The following is a 12,195-nucleotide window of genomic DNA, read 5'->3' on the forward strand; positions in this document are numbered from 1 at the left end:
AGAGCCTGCCATGTCCGAAGACAACATTCTCACCCCGCAAGGCTGGATTCGCGGCAGCCTGCTGCACCAGCACGGCAAGGTCACGCAGATCGAGGGCACGCCCTGCGATCCGAGTGAAAACGACCTGCCGTACCTGCTGCCCGGTTTTATCGACCTGCACGTTCACGGCGGCGGCGGCAAGGACATCATGCAGGGTGGCGACGCCTTCGAGACCATCGCCCGCACCCACCTGCGCTTCGGCACCACCTCGCTGCTGGCCACCACCATGACCGCGCCGCCCGAGGAAATCAGCGCGATCCTCGGCCAACTCGGGGTCTATTGCGAACAGCGCCAGCCCGGTACCGCCCGGGTCCTCGGTGTGCATCTGGAAGGTCCGTTCATCAACCCCGGCAAGCTGGGGGCGCAGCCGAACTTCGCCCATACGGCGGTCAGCGCCGAAATCGAGGACTACCTGCGCCTGGCACCGATCCGGGTGATAACCATCGCCCCGGAAATCGCCGGCCACGCACCGTTGATCCGCGACCTCAGCTCACGGGGCATCCGCATGCAGATCGGCCATACCCTGGGCAGCTACGAAGAAGGTGTCGCCGCCCTCGAGGCCGGGGCCACCAGCTTCACCCACCTGTATAACGCCATGAGCCCGCTGCATCACCGCGAGCCCGGCATCGTCGGCGCCGCCCTGGCCCACGCCCGCTACGCCGAACTGATCCCCGACCTGCTGCATGTGCACCCCGGGGCCATGCGCGTGGCCCTGCGCTCGATTCCCTGCCTGTATTGCGTCACCGACTCCACGGCGGCGGCCGGCATGCCGGACGGCGAGTACAAGCTGGGCAGCCACACCGTGACCAAATGCCTGGGCGGCGTACGCCTGGCCGATGGCACCCTGGCCGGCAGCACCCTGACCATGGACCAGGCCCTGCGCAACCTGGTGAAGATCGGCCTGCCCCTGGCCGAAGCCTCACAACGCCTGTCGCAATTTCCCGCCGACTACCTCGGCCTGCCCGAGCGCGGACGCCTGCAAACCGGCAGTTGGGCCGACTGCGTGCGCCTGGACCGTTCACTGACACTGACCTCGATCATGGTCGAAGGAGAAGTCCATGACTTCCAGAATGCTTGAAGAGGCGCTGTCGGCCCACGAGGCGGTCAACCGCCAATTGCAGCAACTCGATACACCGCTGATGGCCCTCGGCGCACGGCTGCGCGAGCAACCGCCACAGGTGGTGATGACCGTCGCCCGTGGCAGCTCCGACCACGCCGCCAGCTACTTTGCCTATATCGCCATGCAGCAGACCGGGGTCCCGGTGGCCTCCCTGCCAATGTCGGTGGTGACCCTGCAACACTCGCCGTTGCAGGTCAGCGGCCAGGCGGTACTGGCCTTTTCCCAGTCCGGCCAGAGCCCTGATCTGGTGGACAGCCTGTGCCTGCTGCGCGAACGCGGTGCCTTGACGGTGGCCCTGGTCAACGCAGCGGACTCGCCGCTGGAAGCCGCCTGCGAATATACGATCCCGCTGCTGGCCGGACCGGAACAAAGCGTGGCCGCGACCAAGAGTTTTATCGCCACCCTCAGCGCCAGTGCGCGGCTGCTCGGCCATTGGCACCAGGACCCGGAATTGCTCGCCGCCACCGAGGCCCTGCCGGAAGGCCTGCGCCAGGCCGCAACCCGCGACTGGAGCAAGGCCATCGAGACCCTGCGCGATTGCGAACGGCTGATGGTGATCGGCCGTGGCGCCGGTTTCGCCATCGCCCAGGAAGCGGCGCTGAAATTCAAGGAAACCTCGGCGATCCAGGCCGAAGCCTTCAGCAGCGCGGAAGTCCGCCACGGCCCCATGGCCCTGATCGACGCCGGCTACCCGTTGCTGGTCTTCGCCCCACGGGGTGCGGAACAGGCCGGGCTGCTCAAGCTCGCCGTCGAGATGCGCCAACGCGGGGCCCGGGTGCTGCTGGCCGCGCCGCCGGACGTGGCCGAACGCGACCTGAACCTGTGTTGCGCCGAACATCCGGCCCTCGATCCGATCCTCGCGATCCAGAGCTTCTACATGATGGCCGCCCACCTGGCCGTGGCCCGTGGCATGGACCCCGACCAACCGCGCCACCTGAGCAAAGTCACCCGTACCCACTGACGAGTACAGCGCCATGCATAACAAGAACAACATCACCCTCAGCGCCCCGCTGAGCGGGCCCGTGTTCCCGCTTGCCGAGGTCGACGATGCGGTATTCGCCAGCGGCACCATGGGTCCGGGACTGGCCATCGACCCGCTCAACGATTGCCTGCATGCGCCCTGTGCCGGCGAGATCATTCATATCGCCCGAACGCGGCACGCCCTGACCTTGCGCGCCGACAACGGCGCCGAACTGCTGCTGCACCTGGGCCTGGACACGGTCGAACTGCAAGGCGAAGGTTTTGCCCTGCTGGTCGAGACCGGCGCCCGGGTGCAGGACGGCCAGGCCTTGCTGCGGATCGACCTGGATCGGGTCGCGCGCCAGTGCAAAAGCCTGGTGAGCCTGGTGGTCCTGACCAACGCCGAGCATTACGACCTGCAGCCCGTGGCCCAGGGCCAGGTCAAGGTCGGTGAGCCCCTGCTACGGATCGTCCCGCGCCAGAACACCGAACAGCAGGCCCCTACCCCGATGACGGACACCGACGAAGTCCGCGGCAGCGCCCGGGTCGCCCATCACGGCGGCCTGCATGCACGTCCGGCGGCCTTGCTGCGCCAGACCGCGCAGGGCTTCAATTGCAGCGCGCGCCTGCATCTGGGCGATAAATCCGCCGCCCTCGATAGCCTGATCGGCATCATGGGCCTCAGCGTCGGCGAACAGCAGGAAGTGCAGATCAGTTGCCAGGGCCCGGACCGCGAAGCGGCACTGCTGGCCCTGCTGAAGGTGCTGCGCACGCCTTTGAACGATGCACACCATTCGGCACCACCACCGCTGCAGACGGCGGCGCCGCAACCGAACGAAGACGGCGTTCTCCAGGGCGTGTGCGCCTCGCCCGGCCTGGTCAGCGGTCCGCTGGTACGCCTGGCCGCCATCAGCCTGGCGCCGGACGCCGGCCAGCACAACGCCGATGAACAACTGCAAGCGCTGGACGCCGCCCTGGAAAAGGTCCGCTCGGATATCCACGGCACGCTGTTACAGGCCCGCCAGCGCAAGGCCGTCGAAGAAGAAGCGATCTTCAACGCCCATCTCGCCCTGCTCGAAGACCCCGCGCTACTGGATGCCGCCAGCCATGCCATCGAAGCCGGCCAGGCGGCCAGCCACGCCTGGGACCAGTCGATCGAAGCGCAATGCCAGGTCCTGCTCAATCTCGGCAATCCACTGCTGGCCGAGCGCACCAACGACCTGCGTGACCTCCGGCAACAGGTGTTGCGGGCCCTGCTGGGCGAAGCCGCGCACTACGACCTGCCGCCCGGCGCCATCGTCGCCGCGCAGGAACTGACCCCCTCGGACCTGCTGCTGCTCAGCCAGCAACAGGTCGCCGGGCTGTGCATGGCCACCGGCGGTGCGACTTCCCACGTGGCGATCCTCGCCCGGAGCAAAGGCCTGCCTTGCCTGGTCGCGCTAGGGAGCGGGCTGCTGGACATCGCGCCCGGCCAGAGGGTGGTCCTTGACGCCGATCACGGCCGCCTCGAACTGACCCCGGATGCCGCCCGCCGCGAAGGCGTTGCCCTGGCCCAGGGGCAGCAGCAACTACGACGCCAGCAACAACACTCCCAGGCCCAGTTACCGGCCGACACCCGCGATGGCCTGCGCATCGAGGTCGCGGCCAATGTCGCCTCGGCCGCCGAAGCCGGTGAGGCCCATTCACACGGTGCCGATGGCGTCGGCCTGTTGCGCACCGAGTTCCTCTTCGTCGACCGCCGCAGCGCGCCGGATCAGGAGGAACAGCGCAGTGCCTACCAGGGCGTCCTCGATGCCATGGGCTACCGACCGGTGATCATCCGCACCATCGATGTCGGTGGCGACAAGCAGCTCGACTACCTGCCGCTGCCAATGGAAACCAATCCGGTGCTGGGCCTGCGGGGCATCCGCCTGGGCCAGGCCCAGCCGGAACTGCTCGACCAGCAACTGCGCGCCCTGCTCCAGGTCAGCCCGCTGCAACGCTGCCGGATCCTGTTGCCGATGATCAGCGAAGTCGACGAACTGCTGCAGGTGCGCCAGCGCCTGGATGAGCTGGCCACTGAGATGGGACTCAACCTGCGCCCGGAACTGGGGGTGATGATCGAAGTGCCTTCCGCCGCCCTGCTGGCCGAACAACTGGCCGAGCACGCGGACTTCCTGTCCATCGGCACCAACGACCTGTCGCAATACACCCTGGCCATGGACCGCGACCACGCCGGCCTCGCCGCCCGGGTCGATGCCCTGCACCCGGCCCTGCTGCGGCTGATGGCCCAGACCTGCGCCGGGGCCGCCCTGCATCAGCGCTGGGTCGGGGTCTGCGGCGCGCTGGCCTCCGATCCGCTGGCAACCCCGGTGCTGATCGGCCTGGGGGTCACCGAGCTGTCCGTGAGTACCCCGCAAATTGGCGAAATCAAGGCGCGGGTCCGCGACCTGGATGCCGCCGAATGTCGGCGGATCGTGCCGTCGCTGCTGCAACTGGGCAGCGCCGCGAAAGTCCGTGAAGCCTGTCGCCAACACTGGCCCCTGGATTGATCGATCCAGGGCCTGCACACAACAACAAGAAGGAGACACGTCATGTACCAGTTCTTCATCGAAGGTCTGCAACGCCTGGGACGGGCGTTGATGCTCCCCATCGCCATCCTGCCGATAGCCGGCCTGTTGCTGCGCCTGGGTGATACCGACCTGCTGAACATCGCGATCGTCCACGATGCCGGCAACACCATCTTCGCCAACCTGGCGCTGATCTTCGCCATCGGCATCGCCGTGGGTTTCGCCCGCGACAACAACGGCACCGCCGGGCTGGCCGGGGCCATCGGTTACCTGGTGCTGATCGCCACCCTCAAGGTGCTCGATGCAAGCATCAACATGGGCATGCTCGCCGGGATCATCAGCGGCCTGCTGGGCGGTGCGCTGTACAACCGCTTCAAGGACATCAAGCTGCCGGAGTACCTGGCGTTCTTCGGCGGGCGACGCTTCGTGCCGATTGTCACCGGGTTCTCGGCGGTGGGCCTGGGGGTGGTGTTCGGCTTTATCTGGCCGCCGATCCAGAGCGCCATCAACAGCCTCGGCCTGCTGATGGTCGAGAGCGGCAGCCTCGGCGCCTTTGTCTTCGGCGTCTTCAACCGGCTGCTGATCGTCACCGGCCTGCACCATATCCTCAACAATATGATGTGGTTCGTGTTCGGCAGCTACACCTCGCCCGAGACCGGGCTGGCGGTGACCGGCGACCTGGCGCGTTACTTCGCCGGCGACCCGAAGGCCGGGCAGTTCATGACCGGGATGTTTCCGGTGATGGTCTTCGGCCTGCCGGCCGCCTGCCTGGCGATGTACCGCAATGCCCTGCCGGAACGGCGCAAGCTGATGGGCGGGCTGCTGCTGTCGATGGCCCTGACCTCGTTCCTGACCGGGGTGACCGAGCCGATCGAATTCGCCTTCATGTTCCTTGCGCCGATGCTCTATGTGTTGCACGCCTTGTTGACGGGTCTGTCGATGGCGGTGACCAACGCGCTGAACATTCACCTGGGCTTTACCTTCTCCGGCGGCGCCATCGACATGGCCCTGGGCTGGGGCAAGTCGACCAACGGCTGGCTGGTGCTCCCGGTGGGGTTGGCCTATGCCCTGCTGTACTACTTCGTCTTCGATTTCTGCATCCGTCGTTTCGATTTGAAGACGCCCGGGCGCGAGAATATCGCCACTGCGACCGCCACCCGGATACTCAGCGAAAACCAGCGGGCCGCCGCTTATATCCAGGCCCTGGGCGGGGCGGCCAACCTGCTGACGGTCGGTGCCTGCACCACGCGCCTGCGGGTGGAGTTGCTGGACCGCGACAAAGCCGTGGACGCCGAACTGAAAAGCCTCGGGGCGATGGCGGTGGTCCGGCCGGGTCATGGCGGCAGCCTGCAAGTGGTGGTCGGGCCGTTGGCGGACAGCATTGCCGATGAGATTCGTTTGGCCTTGCCCGTAACCGGTTCGATCGATATCGCGGTAAGTAAGCCGGTGCGGGCCGAATCGACAGCGATCAGTACGGAACAGCTCCAACAATGGCTGGACGCGCTAGGCGGAAAAGACAATGTGCTGGCATTGGAATGCGTGGCCCAGACTCGGCTGCGGGTGCAACTTGAGGATGGTCGACGGTTATCGGAGGCGGATCTGAAAACCCTGGGCTGCCAAGGCGTCAGTCAGGTGGAAGGTGGGACCTGGCATGTGCTGGTGGGGAATCCGGCCAGCGGCATCAGTGAAGCACTGGGGGCGCTATTGAACCGCCGGGAAACCTGTGCAGCGCCACTCTAGCTCCGCCGCTTGAGGTAGCGGCACCGCTGCGTTACCTCAAACTGCCTGGCTCCCCATGAATCGCGACTACCCAGCACCGGGACAAGAAGCGTTACAAGTCTGGGAGCCCGAAGGCAGCTATCGCACCCGTGACAATCTACACTCAACATTCACTCTGCGGATCGAGGCTCCGCTCAGCGCAGCTTTCTCCCGCGAAAGTGATGAAAGGTGTCACGTCGAAGAATGTGTAGTCATGACGTATGTGATTCGGCATGGCTTGACCGTTCTGGATGAGGCACAAAATCATGAAAAAAGATGGCGGTTTTCTTCGGACGACGGCGGTCGCGGCGGTAGTGTTGGCAGGCGCGTGGCTGCCGGGCAATGGCGCATGGGCGGCAGGAACACCCCAGGGCGACGAGGAGCCCTGGTATCAAGCCTGGCTTCAGGTCGCGGCGGATACCAGCGTACCAATCCGCGACACCCTGCCCTCCCTGCACTGGCGGACCGACATGGACACGCTCTATCGGGGCGACACCACGGATCAGGGGCTTGAAGCCTTCCAGGTCGGGCTTCTGCCCAAAGCCGTGGGCTTCCCCGAGAACGAACGGATGTACGACTGGTTCCGCCACGGGGCGGGGGCGGGAAAGTCGGTCTATAGCAGTACCACACGCAGTCAGCGGATCGCCCAGAGCTTCGCCAAGGAATGGGTGTTCGAGTTCAAGGCCCCCCATGGCATCGACCAGGAGAAATCCGGGGGACCTATTGTCAGCGAGGAAGAGATCAGCTTCCCGGGCGGGGTCAAAGGGCGCTTTATCAAGCAGGCGTGCAAGAAGAACGATGCGGCTGATTGCGTCCCGAACCAGGCCTACCGCGAACCCACCGGCCAGGAAAGCCGATTGGAGGTCGCGGCGATGTCCATCGACTGGAGCCAGGTGACGCCTCCAGAAGGACTGGCCTGGGTAACGAGCAATCAAACCCTCTGGGCGGTCGGCTCCTCGCTCATCAACCCCGTGCAAGGGGCTGAGGCGCTTGCCCATGGGTTGCGGGCCTGGAACTCGCAGGCACCGAATTTGCGATTGGGCAGCAACCCGGAGTCGCCGGTCTTCACCAACTCGATCGTTGTGGCGTTTCGCGACTATACCGCGGCCAGGAACTGGGCGGTCGCGGATGCGCAGAACGGCGGCTGGGTCTATGAAGTCAAGCCCAACAGCGTGGCGGTGGACCTTTCAGGGCCTAGTACTGGAGGGCGTGAAGGCGCCGTCGCGTTCATCGGCGGTATCAAGAGTGAGTTACTGCTAGGCGCGTGCCGATTCGAGAAAGGTGCGAGTCTGCCGGCCGAGTGCGTCGGCGAGAGAAAGATGCCTCCAGTGCAAAACTAGAAGGGTTTTCCAACTCATGGAAGCTGCGGCAATCCGCTGGAAACGGCCAATGCCCAGACAAGCAAAACCCGCCGAGGTGGCGGGTTTTGTGAAAGCGCTGAAACGGTCAGAAATCCGCTAATCGCCAGACTTCATAAGCCGGCGTTTCGTAGGGATGGCTCTGCTTCAGAGCCAGCACCACCGCCTCGATCAGGGCGTCCGCCACCACCAGCTCAACCTTCCACTCCTCCACCTGCTCGACCACACCAGTCTGCCCGAGAAACGGCTGGCTGCCGTCCAACGGGCGAAACTGGCCCTGGCCCAGCACCTGCCATGCACACTGGTCGTAAGCACCGATCCGCCCGCCTCCGGCGGCGAATACGGCACTCTTGACCTGTTCCACATGGCTCGGCGGCACGAAAAAGCTGAGCTTGTACATCGTGGCTTAGTTAACCCAGACGCGGGCGTTGCGGAACATACGCATCCACGGCGCGTCTTCGTTCCAGTCTTCCGAGCGCCAGGAGTTCTGCACGGCACGGAATACCCGCTCAGGGTGCGGCATCATGATGGTGACGCGACCGTCGCGGCTGGTCAGCCCGGTGATCCCGCGCGGCGAGCCGTTCGGGTTGGCCGGGTAGGTCTGGGTGACCTTGCCGTGGTTGTCGACGAAACGCATGGCCACGCAACCCGACAAGTCGGCTTGCAGCAAGGCTTCCTCGCTTTCGAACTCGGCATGGCCTTCGCCGTGGGCGATAGCAATCGGCATGCGCGAACCGGCCATGCCCTGCAGGAAGATCGAGTTCGACTCCTGGACCTGGACCATCGCCACCCGCGCTTCGAACTGCTCGGAGCGGTTGCGGACGAAGTGCGGCCAGAATTCGCTACCCGGAATCAGCTCGTGCAGGTTGGACATCATCTGGCAACCGTTGCACACGCCCAGGGTGAAGCTGTCGGTGCGCTCGAAGAAGCCCTGGAAGGCATCGCGGGCACGGGCGTTGAACAGCGCCGACTTGGCCCAGCCTTCACCGGCGCCGAGTACGTCGCCGTAGGAGAAGCCGCCGCAGGCGACCAGGCCCTTGAACTCATTCAGGTCAACGCGACCGGCGAGGATATCGCTCATGTGCACGTCGATGGCGTTGAAACCGGCACGGTCGAACGCCGCGGCCATTTCCACCTGGCCGTTGACGCCCTGCTCACGCAGCACGGCGACCTGTGGGCGAATGCCCTTCTTGATGTACGGCGCGGCGATGTCCTGGTTCACATCGAAGCTGGTCTTGTAGCTCAGGCCCGGGTTGCCTTCGTCGAGCAGGACATCGAATTCCTGGTCGGCGCATTCGGCATTGTCCCGCAGGCGCTGGATGCGATAGCTGGTTTCCGCCCACTGGCGCTGCAACAGGCGACGCTCGCCGGTGAAGACCGTCTCGCCGTCGAAGGTGATGCTGACTTCGCCGTTGTTCAACGGCTGGCCGATCACCGACACGCAGTCGCCCAGGCCGGCGGCACTGAATTGCGCCAGCACGTCCGGGGTGGAGTCCTGGCGAACCTGGATCACCGCACCGAGCTCTTCGTTGAACAGGATGGCCGCGAGGTCGGCGGAGGTTTCCGCCAGGCCGTCGAGGTTCAGGTGCAGGCCGCAGTGACCGGCAAAGGCCATTTCCAGCACGGAGGTCAGCAGGCCGCCGTCGGAACGGTCGTGGTAGGCCAGCAGATGACCGTCGGCGTTGAGGCCCTGGATCACCGCGAAGAAGGCCTTCAGGTCTTCGGCGTCGTCGACGTCCGGAGCCTGCTTGCCGAGCTTGCCGTAGACCTGGGCGAGGATCGAGGCCCCCATGCGATTCTGGCCACGGCCGAGATCGACCAGGATCAGGTCGGTGGTGCCCTTGTCCATGCGCAGTTGCGGGGTCAGGGTCTGGCGGATATCGGTAACCGGGGCGAAACCGGTCACGATCAGTGACAGCGGCGAGGTCACGCTCTTGTCGGTGCCTTCGTCGTTCCAGCGGGTGGCCATGGACATGGAGTCCTTGCCCACCGGAATGGTCAGGCCCAGTTCAGGGCAGAGTTCCATGCCGACCGCCTTGACGGTGTCGTACAGACGGGCGTCTTCACCCGGATGGCCGGCAGCCGACATCCAGTTGGCCGACAGCTTGATATCGGACAGCTTGCCGATCCGCGAAGCGGCGATGTTGGTCAGGGTTTCGCCGATCGCCATGCGCCCGGAAGCCGGGGCGTTCAGCAGGGCCAGCGGCGTACGCTCGCCCATGGCCATGGCTTCACCGGTGTAGACGTCGAAGCTGGTGGCGGTCACGGCGACGTCTGCCACCGGGACCTGCCACGGGCCGACCATCTGGTCGCGGGAGACCAGGCCGGTAATGGTGCGGTCGCCGATGGTGATCAGGAAGCTCTTGCTCGCCACGGCCGGATGATGCAGAACACGCTCGACGCACTCGGCCAGAGCCAGGGTGCTCGGATCGAAATCGTCGCCCAGTTCGGTTTCGCGAACCGCCGAACGGTGCATGCGCGGGGCCTTGCCCAGCAGCACTTCCAGCGGCATGTCCACCGGGCTGTTGCCGAAGTGGCTGTCGGTGACGGTCAGTTGCGGCTCGGCAGTGGCCTCGCCGACCACGGCGAACGGGCAACGCTCACGCTCGCAGATGGCCTTGAAGCGTTCGAAATCCGCAGCGCCGACCGCCAGGACATAACGTTCCTGGGATTCGTTCGACCAGATTTCGTGCGGGGCCATGCCCGGCTCGTCATTGGGGATATTGCGCAGTTCAAAACGACCGCCGCGGTCGCCGTCGTTGACCAGTTCCGGGAAGGCGTTGGACAGACCGCCGGCACCCACGTCGTGGATAAAGCTGATGGGGTTCTTGTCGCCCAGTTGCCAGCAACGGTCGATGACCTCCTGGCAACGGCGTTCCATTTCCGGGTTTTCGCGCTGTACCGAAGCGAAATCCAGGTCCGCCGAGCTGGTGCCGGTGGCCATCGAGGAAGCCGCACCGCCCCCCAGGCCGATCAGCATCGCCGGGCCGCCGAGGACGATCAGCTTGGAGCCGACGACGATTTCGCCTTTCTGTACGTGCTCGGCGCGGATGTTGCCCATACCGCCGGCCAGCATGATCGGCTTGTGGTAACCGCGCACTTCGTCGCCACGCGGGGTGGTGATGGATTGCTCGAAGGTACGGAAGTAGCCGGTCAGGGCCGGACGACCGAATTCGTTGTTGAACGCGGCGCCACCCAGTGGGCCTTCGATCATGATGTCCAGCGCGGTGACGATGCGCTCAGGCTTGCCGTACGGTACTTCCCACGGCTGTTCGAAGCCCGGGATCTGCAGGTTGGACACGGTGAAACCGGTGAGGCCGGCTTTCGGCTTGGCGCCACGACCGGTAGCACCCTCGTCGCGGATCTCGCCGCCGGAACCGGTGGCTGCGCCCGGGAAAGGGGCAATCGCGGTCGGGTGGTTGTGGGTCTCGACCTTCATCAGGATGTGCACCGGCTCCTGCACCGCGCCGTACTGGCGGGTTTCAGGGTCCGGGAAGAAACGTCCGGCGACGTTACCGACGATCACCGAGGCGTTGTCCTTGTAAGCCGACAGAACGCCTTCGCTGTGCATCTGGTAGGTGTTCTTGATCATGCCGAACAGGCTTTTTTCCTGGCTCTGGCCGTCGATATCCCAACTGGCGTTGAAGATCTTGTGCCGGCAATGCTCGGAGTTGGCCTGTGCGAACATCATCAGTTCGATGTCGTGGGGGTTGCGCTTGAGGCCGGTGAACGCGTTCACCAGGTAGTCGATCTCGTCCTCGGCCAGGGCCAGGCCCAGTTCGACGTTGGCTTTTTCCAACGCGGCGCGACCGCCGCCCAGCAGATCGATGGCCGTCAGCGGCTTGGGCGCGGCATGGCTGAACAGACCGGCGGCCTCTTCCAGCTTGCCCAGCACGATCTGGGTCATGCGGTCATGCAGGACCGCGGCGATCAGCTCGGCTTCGGCTTCGCTGAACTGGCCAGCCACGTAGAAGGCGATACCGCGCTCCAGGCGCTGGACGTTCCCCAGGCCGCAGTTGCGGGCAATGTCGCTGGCCTTGCTCGACCAGGGCGAAATGGTGCCGAAACGCGGCAACACCAGAAACAGACGACCGGTCGGCTCCTGGACCGGCACGCTCGGGCCGTATTTCAGCAGGCGGGCCAGCACTTGCTGTTCGTCGCCAGTCAGCACGCCAGTCACTTCGGCGAAATGGGCGAACTCGGCATACAAACCACTGACAGCTGGAACTTTTTGGCTCAGTTGTTCAAGCAGTTTGCTGTGGCGAAAGGCGGAAAGGGCAGGAGCGCCGCGCAGGATCAACATCTTCGGGACAGCCTCGGGAAGGGGTGTGCTTTGAGGCCGTGCATTCTAGCCTAAACCGCCCGCGACGGCACCCGAAACGGCACGCTTGCCTCACAGCACATGCCTCTC

Annotated in this window: 7 protein-coding genes; 5 read left to right on the forward strand and 2 right to left on the reverse strand. The window is 65.1% G+C overall.

Annotated features, from left to right (window positions below):
* Positions 1 to 10 precede the first annotated feature (10 nt).
* The 5 genes from nagA (at position 11) to M5B42_RS05670 (ending at position 7,766) form a co-directional block, all read left to right on the forward strand.
* A complete protein-coding gene (gene nagA, locus M5B42_RS05650; RefSeq protein WP_248745227.1) occupies positions 11 to 1,117 on the forward strand; it encodes an N-acetylglucosamine-6-phosphate deacetylase in 1,107 nt (368 codons plus the stop codon).
* Complete coding sequence (locus M5B42_RS05655) at positions 1,098 to 2,120, forward strand: SIS domain-containing protein (protein ID WP_248745228.1); 1,023 nt, start codon at positions 1,098 to 1,100, stop codon at positions 2,118 to 2,120. Before nagA ends, M5B42_RS05655 begins: the two co-directional genes overlap by 20 nt.
* Before the next feature lie 13 nt (positions 2,121 to 2,133).
* Positions 2,134 to 4,650, forward strand: coding sequence for a phosphoenolpyruvate--protein phosphotransferase (gene ptsP / locus M5B42_RS05660; RefSeq protein ID WP_248745229.1), 2,517 nt, complete (start codon positions 2,134 to 2,136; stop codon positions 4,648 to 4,650).
* Between the two features lie 42 nt (positions 4,651 to 4,692).
* Positions 4,693 to 6,408: an N-acetylglucosamine-specific PTS transporter subunit IIBC gene (gene nagE / locus M5B42_RS05665; protein ID WP_248745230.1), complete on the forward strand. Its 1,716-nt coding sequence runs from the start codon at positions 4,693 to 4,695 to the stop codon at positions 6,406 to 6,408.
* A 284-nt stretch (positions 6,409 to 6,692) separates the two neighbouring features.
* Positions 6,693 to 7,766 carry a hypothetical protein gene (locus tag M5B42_RS05670; protein ID WP_248745231.1) on the forward strand — a complete coding sequence of 358 codons (1,074 nt, stop codon included), beginning with the start codon at positions 6,693 to 6,695 and terminating at the stop codon, positions 7,764 to 7,766.
* Between the two features lie 106 nt (positions 7,767 to 7,872).
* On the opposite strand, the gene M5B42_RS05675 is transcribed toward M5B42_RS05670, so the two are convergent.
* Positions 7,873 to 8,184: a YqfO family protein gene (locus M5B42_RS05675; RefSeq protein ID WP_100944717.1), complete on the reverse strand. Its 312-nt coding sequence runs from the start codon at positions 8,182 to 8,184 to the stop codon at positions 7,873 to 7,875.
* Between the two features lie 6 nt (positions 8,185 to 8,190).
* Positions 8,191 to 12,087 (reverse strand): phosphoribosylformylglycinamidine synthase, encoded by a 3,897-nt coding sequence (purL, locus tag M5B42_RS05680; RefSeq protein WP_248745232.1) that lies wholly within the window; start codon positions 12,085 to 12,087, stop codon positions 8,191 to 8,193.
* Positions 12,088 to 12,195 lie beyond the last annotated feature (108 nt).

Origin of the sequence: Pseudomonas sp. MWU12-2037 (genome assembly GCF_023242345.1) — a bacterium.
Taxonomy (GTDB): Bacteria; Pseudomonadota; Gammaproteobacteria; order Pseudomonadales; family Pseudomonadaceae; genus Aquipseudomonas; species Aquipseudomonas gingeri_D.